The sequence below is a fragment of the Sphingopyxis sp. genome (genome assembly GCF_965279725.1).
Lineage (GTDB): Bacteria > Pseudomonadota > Alphaproteobacteria > Sphingomonadales > Sphingomonadaceae > Sphingopyxis.
Map to the genome: position 1 here is coordinate 1,041,537 of NZ_CBDIIL010000003.1, position 17,014 is coordinate 1,058,550.

The 17,014-nt window shown below is 63.3% G+C and carries 16 protein-coding genes and 1 pseudogene; 4 read left to right on the plus strand and 13 right to left on the minus strand.

Annotation, left to right across the window (positions count from 1 at the left end; translation table 11 throughout):
* Position 1 precedes the first annotated feature (1 nt).
* The 11 genes and pseudogenes from rplV to rpsL form a co-directional block, all read right to left on the minus strand.
* Complete coding sequence (gene rplV / locus ACQY6T_RS13920) at positions 2 to 382, minus strand: 50S ribosomal protein L22 (RefSeq protein ID WP_428631620.1); 381 nt, start codon at positions 380 to 382, stop codon at positions 2 to 4.
* Entirely contained in the window at positions 382 to 657 is a 276-nt protein-coding gene (gene rpsS / locus ACQY6T_RS13925; protein ID WP_166945010.1) for a 30S ribosomal protein S19, read from the minus strand. The genes rplV and rpsS overlap by 1 nt, the downstream gene beginning before the upstream one ends.
* A 3-nt stretch (positions 658 to 660) precedes the next feature.
* A complete protein-coding gene (gene rplB / locus ACQY6T_RS13930; RefSeq protein ID WP_428631623.1) occupies positions 661 to 1,512 on the minus strand; it encodes a 50S ribosomal protein L2 in 852 nt (283 codons plus the stop codon).
* A gap of 21 nt (positions 1,513 to 1,533) precedes the next feature.
* Positions 1,534 to 1,842 carry a 50S ribosomal protein L23 gene (locus ACQY6T_RS13935; RefSeq protein WP_088439842.1) on the minus strand — a complete coding sequence of 103 codons (309 nt, stop codon included), beginning with the start codon at positions 1,840 to 1,842 and terminating at the stop codon, positions 1,534 to 1,536.
* On the minus strand, positions 1,835 to 2,461 hold the full coding sequence (rplD, locus tag ACQY6T_RS13940; RefSeq protein ID WP_428631625.1) for a 50S ribosomal protein L4: 627 nt from the start codon (positions 2,459 to 2,461) through the stop codon (positions 1,835 to 1,837). Before rplD ends, ACQY6T_RS13935 begins: the two co-directional genes overlap by 8 nt.
* Positions 2,462 to 2,463: 2 nt before the next feature.
* Positions 2,464 to 3,239, minus strand: a pseudogene (gene rplC, locus ACQY6T_RS13945) (50S ribosomal protein L3).
* Positions 3,240 to 3,539: 300 nt separating this feature from the next.
* Positions 3,540 to 3,851, minus strand: coding sequence for a 30S ribosomal protein S10 (gene rpsJ, locus ACQY6T_RS13950; protein WP_011543089.1), 312 nt, complete (start codon positions 3,849 to 3,851; stop codon positions 3,540 to 3,542).
* Positions 3,852 to 3,999: 148 nt separating this feature from the next.
* Positions 4,000 to 5,190: an elongation factor Tu gene (gene tuf / locus ACQY6T_RS13955; protein WP_428631628.1), complete on the minus strand. Its 1,191-nt coding sequence runs from the start codon at positions 5,188 to 5,190 to the stop codon at positions 4,000 to 4,002.
* A 160-nt stretch (positions 5,191 to 5,350) separates the two neighbouring features.
* Entirely contained in the window at positions 5,351 to 7,423 is a 2,073-nt protein-coding gene (gene fusA, locus ACQY6T_RS13960; protein ID WP_428631630.1) for an elongation factor G, read from the minus strand.
* 120 nt (positions 7,424 to 7,543) lie between these two features.
* Positions 7,544 to 8,014 (minus strand): 30S ribosomal protein S7, encoded by a 471-nt coding sequence (rpsG, locus tag ACQY6T_RS13965; protein ID WP_428631632.1) that lies wholly within the window; start codon positions 8,012 to 8,014, stop codon positions 7,544 to 7,546.
* 71 nt (positions 8,015 to 8,085) lie between these two features.
* Positions 8,086 to 8,457: a 30S ribosomal protein S12 gene (rpsL, locus tag ACQY6T_RS13970; protein ID WP_037515637.1), complete on the minus strand. Its 372-nt coding sequence runs from the start codon at positions 8,455 to 8,457 to the stop codon at positions 8,086 to 8,088.
* Between the two features lie 318 nt (positions 8,458 to 8,775).
* Between rpsL and ACQY6T_RS13975 the strand changes: the two genes are divergently transcribed.
* Positions 8,776 to 9,270 carry a DNA-deoxyinosine glycosylase gene (locus ACQY6T_RS13975; protein ID WP_428631635.1) on the plus strand — a complete coding sequence of 165 codons (495 nt, stop codon included), beginning with the start codon at positions 8,776 to 8,778 and terminating at the stop codon, positions 9,268 to 9,270.
* Here ACQY6T_RS13975 and ACQY6T_RS13980 read toward each other — a convergent pair whose 3' ends face one another.
* Both ACQY6T_RS13980 and ACQY6T_RS13985 read right to left on the minus strand, forming a co-directional pair.
* A complete protein-coding gene (locus ACQY6T_RS13980; RefSeq protein WP_428631636.1) occupies positions 9,271 to 10,575 on the minus strand; it encodes an amidohydrolase family protein in 1,305 nt (434 codons plus the stop codon).
* A gap of 38 nt (positions 10,576 to 10,613) precedes the next feature.
* On the minus strand, positions 10,614 to 13,010 hold the full coding sequence (locus ACQY6T_RS13985) for a S8 family peptidase (RefSeq protein ID WP_428631638.1): 2,397 nt from the start codon (positions 13,008 to 13,010) through the stop codon (positions 10,614 to 10,616).
* 161 nt (positions 13,011 to 13,171) lie between these two features.
* On the opposite strand from ACQY6T_RS13985, the gene ACQY6T_RS13990 reads away from it, so the two are divergent.
* From ACQY6T_RS13990 to ACQY6T_RS14000, 3 genes are all read left to right on the plus strand, one after another.
* Positions 13,172 to 13,849, plus strand: coding sequence for a pyrimidine 5'-nucleotidase (locus ACQY6T_RS13990; RefSeq protein WP_428631640.1), 678 nt, complete (start codon positions 13,172 to 13,174; stop codon positions 13,847 to 13,849).
* The gene (gene dapD, locus ACQY6T_RS13995; protein WP_428631642.1) at positions 13,846 to 14,688 is read left to right on the plus strand and encodes a 2,3,4,5-tetrahydropyridine-2,6-dicarboxylate N-succinyltransferase; all 843 of its coding nucleotides are present in this window, start codon (positions 13,846 to 13,848) and stop codon (positions 14,686 to 14,688) included. The genes ACQY6T_RS13990 and dapD overlap by 4 nt, the downstream gene beginning before the upstream one ends.
* Positions 14,689 to 14,849: 161 nt before the next feature.
* On the plus strand, positions 14,850 to 16,955 hold the full coding sequence (locus tag ACQY6T_RS14000) for a TonB-dependent receptor plug domain-containing protein (protein ID WP_428631644.1): 2,106 nt from the start codon (positions 14,850 to 14,852) through the stop codon (positions 16,953 to 16,955).
* The last annotated feature ends 59 nt before the right edge of the window (positions 16,956 to 17,014 follow it).

Here is a 17,014-nt window from a genome sequence, read left to right on the forward strand (position 1 = left end):
GTTACGCCTCTTCTTCCTGTTCGCGGACGACGATGCGGATGCGGCTGAACGGCTTGACGATCCGGGTCGACTTGCCGCGGCCACGTGCGTGCCAGCGCTTCATCGAGATCGACTTGCCGACGCTGGCTTCCTGGATGACCAGGGCATCAACATCGAGGTTGTGATTGTTTTCCGCGTTGGCGATCGCGCTTGCGAGAACCTTGCGCACGTCGACCGCCATCGCCTTCTTCGAGAAGGTGAGGATGTTCAGCGCGTCTTCGACCTTGCGGCCGCGGATCAGCGCGGCAACGAGGTTCAGCTTCTGCGCCGAACCGCGAATCTGCGTGCCGACCGAGAGCGCCTCGTTATCCGCAACGCGGCGGGGGGACTTTTCCTTGCCCATTAGCGTTTGCCCTTCTTGTCGGCAGCGTGACCGGGGAAGAAGCGCGTCGGCGCAAATTCACCCAGCTTCATGCCGACCATGTCTTCATTGACCGACACCGGCACGAACTTGCGGCCGTTGTAGACGTTGAAGGTCAGCCCCACGAACTGCGGCAGGATGGTGGACCGGCGCGACCAGGTTTTGATAGGCGCACTGCTGCTGCCTTCCTGGGCCGTTTCGGCTTTCTTGAGCAGATGGAGGTCCACAAAAGGACCCTTCCAGACCGAGCGAGCCATGGCTTACCTCTTCTTCTTCGCGTGACGCGACCGGATGATCATCTTGTCGGTCGACTTGTTCGAACGGGTGCGAGCACCCTTGGTCGGCTTGCCCCACGGGGTCACCGGATGGCGACCGCCCGAGGTCCGGCCTTCACCACCGCCGTGCGGGTGATCGACCGGGTTCTTGGCCACACCGCGGGTCAGCGGGCGCTTGCCCGCCCAGCGGTTGCGACCGGCCTTGGCGAGGGTCTGGTTGCCGTTGTCGGGGTTCGACACCGCACCAACAGTCCCCATGCAATCGCCGCGGATATAACGTTGTTCGCCCGAACCGAGACGCACGATGACGAGACCGCGGTCACGACCGACGACTTGGGCATAGGTGCCAGCCGAACGGGCGATCTGGCCACCCTTGCCCGGCTTCATTTCGATGTTGTGGACGATCGTGCCAACCGGCATCTGCGACAATTCCATCGCATTGCCCGGCTTCACGTCGGTCTTTTTGCCCGCGATGACCTTGTCGCCAACTGCCAGACGCTGCGGCGCCAGGATGTAAGCGACGCGATCCTTGCCGGCATCGTCCTTGCCATAGTTGACGAGGGCGATGAAAGCGGTGCGATTGGGATCATATTCCAGCCGCTCGACCGTGCCTTCGACGTCCCACAGGCGGCGCTTGAAATCGACGATGCGATAGCGCTGCTTATGTCCGCCGCCGATGCCGCGCGAGGTGACGTGACCCTTGTTGTTGCGGCCGCCAGTCTTGCTCTTGCCTTCGGTCAGCGCCTTGACGGGCTTGCCCTTCCACAGCGAGGACCGATCAATCAGGATCAGGCCGCGTTGCGCGGGGCTGGTCGGATTATAGGATTTAAGTGCCATTTTCTCTGCCTTTCCCTACAATCAGACGCCGGTGGTGACGTCGATCGACTGGCCTTCGGCCAGACGAACAATCGCCTTCTTCACGTCGCTGCGGGTGTAGGGCTTGCCCTTCCAGCGCTTGGTCTTGCCTTTGGTGATGAGCGTGTTGACGCCGATCACCTTGACATCGAACAGCGCTTCGACGGCAGCCTTGATGGCGGGCTTGGTTGCATCGCCTGCAACCTTGAACACCACCGCGTTAAATTCGCTCAGCATCGTCGACTTTTCGGTGATCACTGGAGCCAGGATCACGTCATAGTGACGCGCGTCGACTGTTTTTGCCTTAGCCATTGAAGCGTGCCTCCAGCTTTTCGAGGCCGGCGCGGGTCAGGACCAGCGTATCGGCGCGCAAAATGTCATAAACGTTGGCACCCATCGCCGGCATCGCGTCGATGCCGATGAGGTTGGCCGACGCCATGGCGAAGCTTTCGTGCACCGCATCACCATCGATGAAGAGTGCGCGATTGCCGAGTTCGAGCTTGCCGAGCTGGCCGGCGAGCGCCTTGGTCTTGGCATCCTTGAGCTCGAGCGTGTCGAGGACGAGGATCTTGCCGCCCTTCGCCTTGTCGCTCAGCGCCATCTTCAGGCCGAGCGTGCGGATCTTCTTGTTCAGCGAGTGGCCGAAGGTGCGGGCCCGGGGACCATGCGCCTTGCCGCCGCCGATGAAGATCGGGGCTGCGCGATCGCCGTGACGAGCGGTACCGCCGCCCTTCTGATTGCCGAACTTCTTGCCGGTACGCGACACATCGCTGCGTTCGCGGGCGGCGCGAGCCGGACCACGGCGCTTTTCGAGCTGCCAGCTGACAACGCGGTGGAGGATGTCGGCCCGGGGATCGACGCCGAATACATCGTCATTGAGATCGATGTCTGCGCCGGCCTTGCCGTCAATGGTGTGAACCTTGACCTTCATGATCAGGACTCCTGTGCGCCGTCGGTGGTGGCAGTGTCGACCACGGTGTCTTCGACCGGGGTGTCCACAGGCGCATCAGCCGGGGCTTCGTGATTGGCGTTCGCCGCGCTCTTGATGCCGCCGGATAGGGGGCCTCGGGGTGGCGCGGCAGCTTGACGGCATCGCGGACCATCAGCCAGCCGCCCTTCGAGCCAGGGACCGAGCCCTTGACGAAGAGAAGGCCGCGCTCGACGTCTGTGCGGACGATTTCGAGATTTTGCTGGGTGCGATTGCGGGCGCCCATATGGCCGGCCATCTTCTTGTTCTTGAAGACGCGGCCCGGGTCCTGGCGGTTACCGGTCGAACCATGCGCACGGTGGCTGATCGAAACGCCGTGGGTTGCGCGCATACCGCCGAAACCCCAACGCTTCATCGCACCGGCAAAGCCCTTACCCTGGGTCACGCCCTGGATATCGACGATCTGGCCAGCGACGAAATGGTCGGCCGACAGAAAGGCGCCGACGTCGAGCGTTGCGTCGTCAGCGACGCGGAATTCGACGACCTTTGCCTTGGGCTCGACTTCGGCCTTGCCGAAAGCGCCACGCTGCGGCTTCGCAACATTTTTCGCCTTGGCCGATCCGGCACCGAGTTGGACGGCGACATAGCCGTCGCGTTCTTGTTCGCGCACAGAGATAACCTGACAGCCTTCGAGGCTCAGGACGGTGACGGGCACATGGCGGCCGTCGTCCTGAAACAGGCGGGTCATCCCCATTTTCTTCGCGATCACGCCAGTCCGCATGATCATACTCCTCAACAGAGGCCGGGCGGACCATTCCGCACGGCGTGTGGGACCTCATCAAGGCGAACCCCGATGAGAACCCTCCCAGCCCAAAATTTCGATGCATCGCCCCGTCCGGGCTGAGGTGCCGCCTTCCTGCGAGGGAGGGCGGCGAGACGGGGGACGCAGCCCGGACCCTGTTGCTTCCAAAGAAGCGGTCCGGCGGTATCCACCCTATCGTCGGTCCGGATCGCTCCGGACAATGCAGGAACCGAAGTTCCTGCCGATAGAGACCCTGGTTTTCACCGGGGCGTCACTGACTTACGCCAGCTTAATTTCTACGTTCACGCCCGCGGCGAGATCAAGCTTCATCAGCGCATCGACCGTCTGCGGGGTGGGCTGCACGATGTCGAGCAGCCGCTTGTGGGTACGCACCTCGAACTGCTCGCGCGACTTTTTGTCGATGTGCGGGCCGCGGTTCACGGTGAATTTTTCAATGCGCGTCGGCAGCGGGATCGGGCCGCGAATAAGCGCGCCCGTACGACGTGCCGTGTCGGCGATGTCGGTGGTGGCCTGATCGAGCACGCGGTGATCAAAGGCCTTGAGGCGAATGCGAATATTCTGCGTTTCCATGACTATTCCAGTCGAATCCCGTCTGACGATGCGAAAGAGCCGAAATGGCCTGTTCCGGCCCCCTAGTGGAAGCCGGCCCGGCCATCAAAATTCTTAAAGCTGCGAGCCGCCCGAATCGCTTCCGAATCAGGCGGCTCGCGGCCCTATATTACTTTGTGATCGTCGCGACAACCCCTGCGCCGACCGTGCGGCCACCTTCGCGAATTGCGAAGCGCAGACCCGGGTCCATGGCGATCGGAGCAATCAGCTTGACCGCCAGCTGGACGTTGTCGCCCGGCATGACCATCTCGGTACCCTCGGGGAGAATGACCTCACCGGTGACGTCCGTGGTGCGGAAGTAGAACTGCGGACGATAGTTGGCAAAGAACGGCGTGTGACGGCCGCCTTCGTCCTTCGACAGGACATACACTTCCGAGGTGAACTCGGTGTGCGGCTTGATCGAGCCCGGCTTGCAGAGAACCTGGCCGCGCTCGACTTCTTCACGGCCGACGCCGCGAATCAGCGCACCGACGTTATCGCCAGCCTGGCCCTGGTCGAGCAGCTTGCGGAACATTTCGACGCCGGTCACGACGGTCTTCTTGGTGTCCTTGATGCCGACGATTTCGACTTCTTCACCGACCTTGACGATGCCGGTTTCGATACGGCCGGTGACGACGGTACCGCGACCCGAGATCGAGAACACGTCTTCGATCGGCATCAGGAAGGGCTTGTCGAGCGGACGGTCGGGCTGCGGGATCCACGCGTCGACGGCTTCCATCAGCTTCAGGATCGCATCCTTGCCGATGTTGTCGTCGCGGCTTTCCAGAGCGGCAAGTGCCGAACCGGTGACGATCGGAATATTGTCGCCGTCAAAGCCACGCTTCGAAAGTTCTTCGCGGATTTCCATCTCGACGAGTTCGAGCAGCTCAGGATCGTCCAGCTGGTCGACCTTGTTGAGGAAGACGACCATGGTCGGCACGCCGACCTGCTTGGCGAGCAGGATGTGCTCTTTGGTCTGCGGCATCGGGCCGTCAGCAGCCGACACCACCAGGATCGCGCCGTCCATCTGGGCGGCACCGGTGATCATGTTCTTCACATAATCGGCGTGGCCCGGGCAATCGACGTGCGCATAGTGGCGCGCGCCGGTTTCATATTCGACGTGTGCGGTCGAAATGGTGATGCCGCGCTCGCGCTCTTCGGGAGCCTTGTCGATGTTCGCGAAGTCGACGGCGGTGCCGCCGGTCGTTTCGGCGAGCACCTTGGTGATCGCTGCGGTCAGCGAGGTCTTGCCATGGTCAACGTGACCGATGGTGCCGATGTTGCAATGCGGCTTGTTCCGCTCGAATTTTGCCTTGGCCATGATTTTACCCTTGTCCTTCGTCTGGCGTGTCTAAATGCTCAGAAATTGTTCACTCGGCGGAACCGCCTGTTGAAACAGGCGCCGCCCTTAGTCGGCTTTGCAGAAGAGGGCAAGCCCTGCGGGGTGAAAGCGGCCCAAAAGCCGTCCACCCCGCAAAAGCTTACGCCATTTTGGCTTTCACCTCTTCGGCGACATTCGTCGGCACTTCTTCATAATGCGAGAATTGCATCGAATAGTTGGCGCGTCCCTGGCTGAAGCTGCGCAGCTGGTTCACATAGCCGAACATATTCGCAAGCGGCACCATCGCCTCGACGACCTGGGCGTTGCCCCGGCTGTCGGTGCCCTGAATCTGCCCGCGGCGGCTGTTGAGATCGCCGATCACGTCGCCCATGAAATCCTCGGGCGTCGTCACTTCGACTTTCATCACCGGCTCGAGCAGCTTGATGCCGGCTTTCGCGGCCACTTCGCGCATCGCCGCACGGCCCGCGATTTCGAACGCCAGCGCCGAGGAGTCGACGTCGTGATACGCGCCGTCGGTCAGCTTGATTTCGAAATCGATGATCGGGAAGCCGATCATGTGACCGTTTTCGGCCGACTCGCGCATGCCCTTTTCCACCGACGGGATATATTCGCGCGGGATGTTACCGCCCTTGATCTCGTCGCTGAAAACGATGCCCGAACCACGTTCGCCGGGAACAACCGTCACCTTGACGCGGCCGAACTGGCCCGAGCCACCCGACTGCTTCTTGTGAGTGTAATCGACGTCGACCGACTTCGCGAGCGATTCGCGGTAGGCCACCTGCGGCGCACCGACATTGGCTTCGACCTTGAATTCGCGGCGCATGCGATCAACCAGGATGTCGAGGTGAAGCTCGCCCATGCCCTTGATGATCGTCTGACCCGATTCATGGTCGGTCGAGACGCGGAACGAGGGATCCTCAGCGGCCAGACGGTTGAGCGCGATGCCCATCCGTTCCTGGTCGGCCTTGGTCTTCGGTTCCACCGACAGCTCGATGACGGGATCGGGAAAGACCATGCGTTCAAGAATGATCGGCGCGTTCGTGGCGCAGAGCGTGTCTCCGGTCGTGGTTTCCTTGAGGCCCGCCAGCGCGATGATGTCGCCGGCAAAGGCTTCATCGACGTCTTCGCGGCTGTTCGCATGCATCAACAGCATACGGCCGACCTTTTCCTTCTTGTCCTTGACCGAGTTCAGATAGGTGCCCTTGGTCAGGGTGCCCGAATAGATGCGGGCAAAGGTGAGGGTGCCGACGAACGGATCGTTCATGATCTTGAACGCCAGCAGCGACAGCGGCGCATCATCCTCGGGCGGACGCGAATCGGGCGTCTCGCCATCGAGCTTCAGCCCCTGAACGTCGGGAATGTCGAGCGGGCTCGGCATATAATCGACGACGGCATCGAGCAAAGGCTGAACGCCCTTGTTCTTGAATGCCGAACCACAGCAGACCGGGACGAACGACTGGTTGAGCGTACCCTTGCGGATCAGGCGCTTCAGCGTGTCGATGTCGGGTTCGTCGCCGCCCAGATAGGCTTCCATGACATCATCGTCTTGCTCGACGGCCATTTCGATGAGGTTGGTGCGATATTCGGCGGCCTTGTCGGCGAGGTCGGCCGGAATGTCTTCATAGAAGAATTCGGCGCCCAGCGCTTCGTCCTTCCAGACGATGGCGCGGTTGTGGACGAGGTCGACGAGGCCCTTCAAGTCGGCTTCGATCCCGATCGGGATGTAGAGCACGGCCGGACGCGCACCCAGGCGATCGATGATCGACTGGACGCAATATTCGAAATTCGCCCCGGTGCGGTCGAGCTTGTTGATGAAGCACATGCGCGGCACGCCGTAACGGTCGGCCTGACGCCACACGGTTTCCGACTGCGGCTCGACGCCGGCAACGCCGTCGAAGCAGGCAACCGCGCCATCGAGCACGCGCAGCGAGCGTTCGACTTCGATGGTGAAGTCGACGTGCCCGGGGGTGTCGATGATGTTGATCCGGTGATCGTTCCAGAAACAGGTGGTGGCAGCCGACGTGATCGTGATCCCGCGCTCCTGCTCCTGCTCCATCCAGTCCATCGTCGCGGCGCCGTCATGGACTTCGCCGATCTTGTAGGACTTGCCGGTGTAGTAGAGGATACGCTCGGTCGTCGTGGTCTTGCCGGCGTCGATGTGCGCCATGATACCGATGTTGCGATACATGCTGAGCGGATGGCTGCGTGCCATGAGAGGTTCCTTGAGTTTGGGGGGAGGCTTTGACGGCCTCCCCCAATATAGGAAGAATTGTTACCGGTGCGAGTCCCCGGCCCTGTCGCTGTCGCCAGCCGAGCCCGGTCCCCGCCGATATTACCAGCGGTAGTGGCTGAACGCGCGGTTGGCTTCGGCCATACGGTGCGTGTCTTCGCGCTTCTTCACCGCGTTGCCGCGGTTGTTCGAGGCGTCAAGCAACTCACCCGACAGGCGCGCGGCCATCGTCGTTTCGCTGCGATTGCGCGCCGCGGTGATGAGCCAGCGGATCGCGAGCGCCATGGCGCGGTCGGGACGGACCTCGACCGGAACCTGATAGGTCGCACCACCGACGCGGCGGCTGCGCACTTCGAGGTTGGGACGGATGTTCGCCAGCGCTTCGTGGAACACGCCAAGCGGTTCCTTCTTCGCACGGGCTTCGACCGATTCGAGCGCACCGTAAACGATGTTTTCGGCGACCGACTTTTTCCCGTCCAGCATGACGCTGTTCATGAATTTCGACAGCACCGTATCACCGAAACGGGGATCGGGCAGGATTTCGCGGCGTTCAGGACGACGACGACGAGCCATAGGGTATTCCTTTACAACAGCATCCCGGCGCAAGGCGCTCTGGGATGATCAAATAGCCGAAAAAGCGGTCCTTACTTCGGACGCTTCGCGCCGTACTTCGAACGGCTCTGCTTGCGGTCCTTCACACCCTGCGTATCGAGCACGCCGCGCAGGACGTGGTAACGCACACCGGGAAGATCGCGGACACGACCGCCGCGGATCAGCACAACGCTGTGTTCCTGGAGGTTGTGGCCTTCGCCGGGGATGTAGGTGATGACTTCGCGCTGGTTGGTCAGGCGGACCTTCGCAACCTTGCGGAGTGCCGAGTTCGGCTTTTTCGGGGTCGTCGTATAGACACGGGTGCAAACGCCACGCTTTTGCGGGTTTGCGTCCATCGCCGGGACCTTGGACTTCACCTTTTGGGGAGTCCGGCCCTTGCGGACCAGCTGGTTGATCGTGGGCATGAATGCTTCACCTTAAAATGTTCGCCCATCAAAGCGAACGGTTACTGTACCGCGGTGGATGAAGCATCGGTCCGAACCTTCGCGAAACCGCGAAAAACGGGCAACCTTGTAACAGCAAAAGACCCCGGCCAATCGCAATTGATCATCCGGAGGCTCCATCCGCGCCAGCAATGTTCAGCGCTGTTGTAACCGAATGCGGCGGTTAAGTGCCGCTTTCGATCGACGCGGCCCCTAGCTGCGATTCCTCCAATGGTCAAGGGCAGGGGTCAAGGGGCCAGCAAGATTGTTGCGCCAGCCGCGCCAGGCTATCGCGCGCCGATGCCCGCCATTCGCCATGCCAGCTTTGCCCCCCATGTCGCGCCCGATACCCGGTTGCTGATCCTCGGCAGCCTGCCCGGCGCGCGGTCGCTGGCCGAGCGGCAATATTATGCGCATCCGACGAATCAATTTTGGCGACTGGTCGGTGAGGTCGTCGACCTGCCACTTGCGGCACTGCCCTATGCAGACAGGCTTGCCGCACTGCATCAGGCGAAAATCGGGCTGTGGGATGTGATCCGCAGCGCCGAGCGGCAAACGAGCAGCGACTCGCTGATCCGCGAAGTCGAAGCGCACGACCTCACAGCTCTGATCGCCGGGCTGCCCGATCTGCGGATGATTGCCTTCAACGGTGGCAAGTCTGCTGCGATCGGACGGCGCCAGCTGCCGTCGCTGCACGGAATCGCAATCATCGACCTGCCGTCGAGCAGCGCCGCGCATACGATCGGCTTTACGGCGAAGCGCGATCGCTGGCTGGCGCTGCGGAGCGCGCTGTGATCATTCGACCACCAGCCCGCGCGCCATCACGAAATCGACGCTCTTCAGCACCCGCACATCGGCGATCGGGTCGCTGGCCACCGCGATGATGTCGGCACTCTTACCCGGCGCAATCGTGCCGATCTGATCCGACAGGCCGAGCAGATCGGCGGCGTTCACCGTTGCCGCGCGCAGCGCGGCGACCGGGGTCATGCCGTGCTGGACCATCAATTCGAATTCATCGCCGTTGCGTCCGTGTTTCGACACGCCGGCATCGGTGCCAAAGGCGATGCGCACGCCGCGCGGGACAAGCTGTTCGAGACTTTTGCCGGTGATCGAAATGCGCCATTGGATCTTTGCCAGCACATCGGGCGCATAAGCGTCGGGATTGGCGGCGAGCCGTTCCCTATAACCATTCACCGTCGCCAGCGTCGGGACATAATAGGTTTTCGATTTAGCCCACAGGTCGATCGTCGCGTCGTCAAGGATCGTGCCATGCTCGATCGAATCGGCACCGGCGACAAGCGCAAGGCGAATGCCGTCGGCGCCGTGCGCGTGGACCGCGACCTTTTTGCCAAACAGATGCGCGGTATCGACGATCGCCTGCGCCTCATCGTCGAACATCTGCTTGCCGAGGCCAGCGCCGATGCGGCTGTTAACGCCGCCGGTCGAGGCGAATTTGATCACGTCGGCGCCGCGTCCGACCTGCAGCCGCACCGCGCGGCGGCAATCGTCGGCGCCGTTGCAGGTGTTGCCCGCGCCCGCAAAGAAGGGCCGCAGCTCGTCACGATAGCCGAGCGAACCGTCCATATGCCCGGCGCTGCCCGAAATCGCGTTGCCGGCATCGACGATGCGCGGTCCCCGCACCTTGCCCGCGGCGATCGCGTCGCGCAGCGCCAGCGTTGCCCCGTCACCGTCGCCAAGATTGCGGACTGTCGTGAAGCCCGCGCGCAGCGTCTTCATGCCGTTGACTTCGGCATTGAACGCCTGCGCGGCGGGACTGAGCGTGATCTCTTCAAGCTGCCCGGCGAGCCCGCCGGCGTCGCTGGTCAAATGGACGTGGCTGTCGATCAGGCCGGGGAGGACATATTTGTCCTTGAGATCGATGACGGTCGCGCCGGGCTCTGCCGGTTGATAACCTTCGGTGACCGCAACGATTCGGCCATTTTCGACGACGATTGTCGACGCGCCGCGCACCGGCTTGCCGGGTTCGGCGAGCAGATGTCCCGCATGAATGACCGCGCGCGCGGGCGCCTGCGCAGCCAGTGGCACCGCGAGCAGCGAAGCGGCCAGCGCGAGCGGCAAAAGATAAATCGGCTTCGTCATCCTGCGTCCCCTGTTTTGTTCGGGACGGTTAAAGCCGATCAGAAGCCCATCGTAAAGCGTAGCGCCGCGCCCTTGTCATCGGGTAACGCCGCGATATGGCCGGGGTCGCGGCGCACCCACATATTCGCCGTCAAATCGCCGCCCAAGAGCGCGACAAGATAACTCGCCTCTACCACCAGTTCGCGGCCCGTCGGCGCGAGATTATAGGTGCGGCGGCCGAAATCGGTGCGACCGCTGGCATAGTCGTGCGCGATCGGAAGCATCAGATCGATACCGCCGCGCGCGACGCGTAGCGGCTGCGCGAAGCGGATCGCAGCACGGTCGCCGGAGCGAAACAATTCCGATTTGGCGACGTCGAACGAGAAAGCCGACGACCAGAGCGCGCCGCCCGCCACGAGTCCGGCGCGATCGGGGCGTGTCCGCATCTGGCGCCACGCCGCGGCAATCTGCCAATCGTTGCGCATGTCGAGGATGACGCTGGCGTCGCCGACCAGGCTGGTCGCGCCGCCGCTGCCGAACAGCGGGCCGAGGCGGGCGCCGAGCAGACTGTCCGATTCGCGCAGCCAGGCGCCGCCGAGGGCAAGACGGACCGGGCCGACACGGCTGTCCCATCCCGCGCCCAAGCGTTGATAGCGGCTGTCACGGCCCGAGCGATAGCGCAGCAGCGGATCGTCCTGCCAGCGCGAGCCCGACACCCAGCCATTTTCCATTTCGATGTTAAAATATTGATTTTTATATATATTATGCCGAATCATCATCGCAAATCCCGGGCTGGCAGCAAAGCCGAGACCGTCGTGCGCGCCGTCACCGATCAGCATCGCATGACCCGATTCGCCGCGTTCGCCCGCGAGCATGCCGCCGGTCCCGCGTCCGGCCGCGAAACCGATCCGGGTTTGCGCATCGATGCGGGTCACCACCGACGCCGCAAGGGTACGCGCCTCCTGCGCGTCGTAGAACGACAGGCCCGCAAGCGCATCCCCCCGGGGCGCGGTGACCAGTGACAGCGCGGTCGCCTGGCTGGCAGCGACTTGCTGGCGCACGAGGCCGCCGAGCGCGCCCGACAGCTTGAAGTCGGGGCGGCGCTGGGCCAGCGAATGGCCGAAATCGACGCTGAAGGCGCGGCCAAAGCCGTCGGCGACAAGACCGACGGTCGATCCCGGGCGGGTTGCGCCGGCGTCGCCCATAGGCCCGCCCAGCATCCCGAGTGCGCTGCCCAGATTGACAGCGGTCGCGGTACCGGCGAGCGTCGTCGCGCCCACAGGCTGGAAAGCGCGCGCGATGTCGAGGACGCCCTGTCCAAACACGGCATCGGCGCCCGCTGTGCCGACGTCGCGCGCCGATTGATAAAGCAGCTGGACGATCTGCTGGCTCGAAAGGTTGGGAAAAGCCTGGGCGAGCAGCGCGACCGCGCCCGCGACTTGCGGCGCGGCGAAACTGGTACCGTTCAGGATAAAGACGAAATTACCCTCGGTTTTGAGAGCCCCATTCTCATAGGCACAGCAAACCCCCTCGCCGAGCGCCGCGAGGTAGGATCCGGCATAAGTCCCGGCCCGGTTGCTGAAATCGGAACTCGCGCCATTTTCATCGACCGACCCGACGATGATGACCAGCCCGCCGCCGGCGTCGCGCAACCCCTGCGCAAAGCGTTCGGGATTGTTCGGGTCGTTGCCGTTTGTCGTGTTGTCGCCTTCGTTCCCCGCCGACAGGATGACGATGATCCCGGCCGCGGTCGCGCGCGCCACCGCGGCGCGCAACGTCGGGCCGGGGGCATCGCCGCCGCCGAGCGAAATGTTGACCACCCGCGCCCCGGCCGTCACCGCGCGGTCGAGCCCGGACGCAATCGCGCTTTCGGGAAAGCGGCACCCGCTTTCGTCATTGGTCGGATCCTCGGTCGCGCAGCTGCCCGGCCGGTCGGCGCGCAGCACGAGCAGATTGGCGTTGAAGGCAATGCCCACCGTACCGCTGTCGTTCTTTGCCCCGAGCAGGATCTGCGCGACATTGGTGCCGTGGCTGCCCTCGCCATTTATGCCGCGCGATCCGGCGACGTCGGCGGACTGCGCAGAGATGCGTCCGGCGAATTCGGGGCTGTCCTGGTCGATGCCGTCGTCGATGACGCCCGCCAGGATCCCCTGCCCGGTCGCACCCGCCTGATAGGCGGTGATCGCGCCGTGAAAATTGACCCCGTCGGAGCGGCGGACCTCGGCGGTGTTGAAATTGCCCGTCGGCGGCGTGGGCGTTGGGGTTGGCACTGGAGTCGGGGTAGGGGTAGGGGTGGGGGTCGGCGCAGGCGATGCCGGCGGCGCCGGGGTTGGCGAGGGCCGTGCCCCGCCGCCACCCCCGCAACCCGCGAGCGACAGGGCAGCAATGCTGAGCAGCATGGGCAAAGGCCGCCGTGCGATCCACCGGATGTCGCTGCGTCGGTTCGCGTCGGCCATTGCCGTTCCCCTTTGCCCTGAATATCCGCTTTTAGCGCGGTAGAGGGGCAAGGGGTAGCATCATGCGGTTAATTGATCCTCCCCCTCCCCAACGCTTCGCGACTGGGAGACTTTTGCTACCCTTGCCGCCACGCCCCCCAGGCTTTAAGCGCCACCCCGCCATGCCCACCCCACTCGACCATATCGATTGCTGGATCTTCGATCTCGACAACACGCTCTACCCGCCGGCGGCGGCGCTGTTCGACCTGATCGACGATCGCATGGGGGCGTTCATCATGCGGTTGCTGAACATCGATGCGATCGAGGCGCGGCGGGTGCAAAAGCAATATTTTCACGACCACGGCACGACCATGGCCGGACTGATGCGCCATCATGGCGTGGACCCCGAACATTTTCTGCTCGACGTTCACGATATCGCGCTCGACCGGATCGGGCCTGATGACCGGCTGCGCGCCGGGCTGACCCGATTGCCGGGCCGGAAGCTGATATTCACCAACGCCGACGCCGATTATGCCGCGCGGGTGCTGGACGCCCGCGGCATCGCCGACCTGTTCGACGGCATCTGCGACATTCGGGCAACGCGTTACATCCCGAAGCCCGAACCCGACGCCTATGCCGCGATGGTCACGCATCTGGGAATCGACCCGGCGAAGAGCCTGTTTGTTGAGGATATGGCGCGCAACCTGACCCCGGCCAAGGCGCTGGGAATGACCACCGTGTGGCTGGACAATGGCAGTGAAAGCGGCCATCGCGACCACCTGCCGGACCATGTCGACTATCATGTAAACGACATTTCGGACTGGCTGGACAGCTTGCCGACACCCTGGGGGATTTCATGACAACCGACCTGCAAACGACGATCGAAGCGGCATGGGACGATCGCGATACGCTGGGCCTGACGACGCAAGGCGCGGTGCGCGACGCGGTCGAAACCGCGCTGGCGGGACTCGACGACGGCAGCTTTCGCGTCGCCGAACGACAGACTGACGGCCAGTGGCAGGTCAACCAGTGGCTGAAAAAGGCGGTGCTGCTGTCGTTCCGCCTGAACGATATGGAATTGATCGAGGGCGGTGCCGGCGGCGCGCGCTGGTGGGACAAGGTGCCGTCGAAATTCGCCGGCTGGGGCGAGAATCGCTTTCGCGACGCGGGCTTCCGCGCCGTCCCCGGGGCGATCGTCCGCCGCGGCGCCTTTATCAGCAAGGGCGCGGTGTTGATGCCGAGCTTCGTCAACATCGGCGCGTATGTCGGTGAGGGATCGATGGTCGATGCCTGGGCGACCGTCGGCAGCTGTGCGCAGATTGGCGCCAACGTCCATCTGTCGGGCGGCGCCGGGATCGGCGGCGTGCTCGAACCGTTGCAAGCTGGCCCCGTGGTGATCGAGGACGGCGCCTTTATCGGCGCGCGCGCCGAGGTCGCCGAAGGGGTGATCGTGCGCGAGGGCGCGGTGCTGTCGATGGGGGTCTATCTGGGCGCCTCGACCAAGATCGTCGATCGTGCGACGGGCGAGATTTTTGTCGGAGAAGTGCCGCCCTACGCAGTTGTTGTCCCCGGCGCGATGCCCGGCAAGCCGCTGCCCGACGGATCGCCCGGGCCGTCGCTGTATTGCGCGGTGATCGTCAAGCGCGTCGATGCCAAGACGCGCGCCAAGACCGGCATCAACGAGCTGCTGCGCGATTGAGTTCGCGTCATCGCCGCCACCGCGTCACTTTTTCGTCGATGTACTAGTTCGATGTCCTGGTCGATCTCCGCGCGGCGTTGGTGGATAAGCTTTTGACTTCCAGCCCCTGAAAACGATCGCCGCAGGTGCTGTGTCAATGGGACAGCGCCGAGGGAGGGATTATGATGCGGATGACCGCGAGGACATCGACGCTGGCGATGGCCATGGGATTATTGGCGCCCGAATTTGCGATGGCGCAGAATGCCGAGCCGGTGGCGGGCGACACCCGGGTCGCCGTTCCGGCGCCCGCTAACGGCGCGCAACGCTACAGCCCCAGCGATTTCGTCAGCTTTTCGCCGCGCACCGCGCTCGACATGGTCGAAAAGGTGCCGGGCTTCCTGATCGTCACCGGTACCAACGGCGGTGCCCGCGGTCTGGGCGCAGCGACCGAAAATGTCCTGATCAACGGCGAGCGGATCGCCAATAAATCAACCGATGCACGCAGCGCGCTGCAACGCATTGCCGCCACGCAAGTGGCCTATGTCGATATCGTCGATGGCGCGAGCCTGAACGTTCCCGGACTGACCGGCCAGGTGGCCAATGTCGTGCTCGTCGCGGGCGCGGCGCAGGCCGGATTCACGACCACGATCCGCTGGCAGCCCGATTGGCGGCCACGTCTCGATGACAATTGGCTGAACGGAGAGGTTTCGACCACCGGCAAGATCGGCGGCGCCCATGTGACGCTCAGCCTGAAGAATGAAGCCAACCGGAATGGCCATTGGGGTCCGGAGCAACGATTTGACGGCAATGGCGTGCGGCAGTTCACGCGCGACGAGTTCGCCAGCTACAGCGGTGACAGGCCGCGTCTCGCATTGGCTCTGGCGCGCACCACGACCGAAGGTAACAAGTGGAATTTCAATCTGGGCGGCCAGTTGCAGAAGCTCGTTGACTCGGCCAGCAGCATTTCGGTGGGACCAACGAACGGCGCTGTACGCGAGACGTTCAAATCGGTTGAAGACGAGCATAATTTTGACGTTGGCGGCGACTATGAGCTTGGGCTGGGCAAAGGACGGCTCAAACTGATCGGGCTCTACCGGTTCGAACATAGCCCCAACGTCGACACGTTCATCGTCGATCAGGCACTTGGCGGGCGCAGCGGCGAGCGTTTCACGCAGACCGCCGACGAGGGCGAGTCGATCCTGCGCAGCGAATATGGTTGGCGCACCGCGGGGGGCACCGACTGGCAGGTCGCGCTAGAGGGGGCGTATAATACGCTCGACGTCGATGCCGAGTTCGCGACGCTCCAGCCAGACGGCAGCTTCAAACCCATTATCTTTGGTGGCGAAACGACGAAGGTCGAAGAAAAGCGCGGCGAAGCGTCGCTGACCTGGGGTCGCGCACTCGCGTCCAACCTGACCGCGCAGATCAACCTTGGTGCAGAATATAGCGAGCTGTCGTCATCCGGTCCCGGCGGCCTGACGCGCCGCTTCATCCGCCCGAAAGGCAAGCTCGCGCTGGCATGGAAGGTCGGACCGCGCACGACGATCAACTACCAGCTCCAGCGCCGCGTCGACCAGCTCAACTTTTTCGATTTCGCCAGTTCGGTCGATGTCGCCAACGGCCAGGGTAATGGCGGCAACGGCCTGCTTGTGCCACCAGTGGTCAACCGCACCGAGCTGGAGTTCGTTCAGGACATGGGCGCGTGGGGCGGTGCCTCGGTCGCCCTCGCTTATGCCTATGCGCAGGATCTGGTCGACCAGATCCCGCTGTCGCCGATCACCGAAGGCCGCGGCAACCTGCCAGGTGCGAATCTGTATCGCATCAGTTCAAAGGCAACGCTGTTGCTCGACCGGCTGGGCTGGAAAGGGGCGCGGATCAACAGCGACCTGACCTGGCGCCGCAACCGCGTGCGCGACCCGCTGACGAGCGGTTGGCGCGAACAGAGCGAGGGACAGGAATATCTGGTCGATCTCAGCCTGCGCCACGACATCCCGGGTTCGCAGCTCGCTTGGGGAGCCAGCTATCTCGACGAACAATTCAGCCCCAATGTGCGGCTCAATGCGATCGAAAATGATTATAACGACGGCGCGTTCGTTACCGCCTTCGTCGAGCATAAGGATCTCGCGGGTTTCACGGTGAGGCTGACGTACCGGAATCTTGCCGGGCAAAAGAACAGGTTTGACCGCACGGTCTTTGTCGACCGGCGCGACGGGCCAATTGCGTTCAGCGAAAGCCGTCGGCGCGAGTTCGGGCGATATTTCCAGCTGACCGTGACGGGGACGCTTTGACCCTCGCCATCACGGCGTAGGCCGGGATGGCGACGGTGCGTTAGAACGCTCAGGTGAGA

Excerpts from the sequence above, each read along its gene's own strand:
- rplV (WP_428631620.1), bottom strand. The coding sequence starts at position 382 with ATGGGCAAGGAAAAGTCCCCCCGCCGCGTTGCGGATAACGAGGCGCTC.
- tuf (WP_428631628.1), bottom strand. The coding sequence starts at position 5,190 with ATGGCCAAGGCAAAATTCGAGCGGAACAAGCCGCATTGCAACATCGGC.
- rpsG (WP_428631632.1), bottom strand. The coding sequence starts at position 8,014 with ATGGCTCGTCGTCGTCGTCCTGAACGCCGCGAAATCCTGCCCGATCCC.
- ACQY6T_RS13975 (WP_428631635.1), top strand. The coding sequence starts at position 8,776 with ATGCCCGCCATTCGCCATGCCAGCTTTGCCCCCCATGTCGCGCCCGAT.
- ACQY6T_RS13985 (WP_428631638.1), bottom strand. The coding sequence starts at position 13,010 with ATGGCCGACGCGAACCGACGCAGCGACATCCGGTGGATCGCACGGCGG.
- rplB (WP_428631623.1), bottom strand. The coding sequence starts at position 1,512 with ATGGCACTTAAATCCTATAATCCGACCAGCCCCGCGCAACGCGGCCTG.
- rplD (WP_428631625.1), bottom strand. The coding sequence starts at position 2,461 with ATGAAGGTCAAGGTTCACACCATTGACGGCAAGGCCGGCGCAGACATC.
- ACQY6T_RS13935 (WP_088439842.1), bottom strand. The coding sequence starts at position 1,842 with ATGGCTAAGGCAAAAACAGTCGACGCGCGTCACTATGACGTGATCCTG.
- rpsS (WP_166945010.1), bottom strand. The coding sequence starts at position 657 with ATGGCTCGCTCGGTCTGGAAGGGTCCTTTTGTGGACCTCCATCTGCTC.
- ACQY6T_RS13990 (WP_428631640.1), top strand. The coding sequence starts at position 13,172 with ATGCCCACCCCACTCGACCATATCGATTGCTGGATCTTCGATCTCGAC.
- ACQY6T_RS13980 (WP_428631636.1), bottom strand. The coding sequence starts at position 10,575 with ATGACGAAGCCGATTTATCTTTTGCCGCTCGCGCTGGCCGCTTCGCTG.
- rpsL (WP_037515637.1), bottom strand. The coding sequence starts at position 8,457 with ATGCCCACGATCAACCAGCTGGTCCGCAAGGGCCGGACTCCCCAAAAG.
- rpsJ (WP_011543089.1), bottom strand. The coding sequence starts at position 3,851 with ATGGAAACGCAGAATATTCGCATTCGCCTCAAGGCCTTTGATCACCGC.
- fusA (WP_428631630.1), bottom strand. The coding sequence starts at position 7,423 with ATGGCACGCAGCCATCCGCTCAGCATGTATCGCAACATCGGTATCATG.
- dapD (WP_428631642.1), top strand. The coding sequence starts at position 13,846 with ATGACAACCGACCTGCAAACGACGATCGAAGCGGCATGGGACGATCGC.
- ACQY6T_RS14000 (WP_428631644.1), top strand. The coding sequence starts at position 14,850 with ATGATGCGGATGACCGCGAGGACATCGACGCTGGCGATGGCCATGGGA.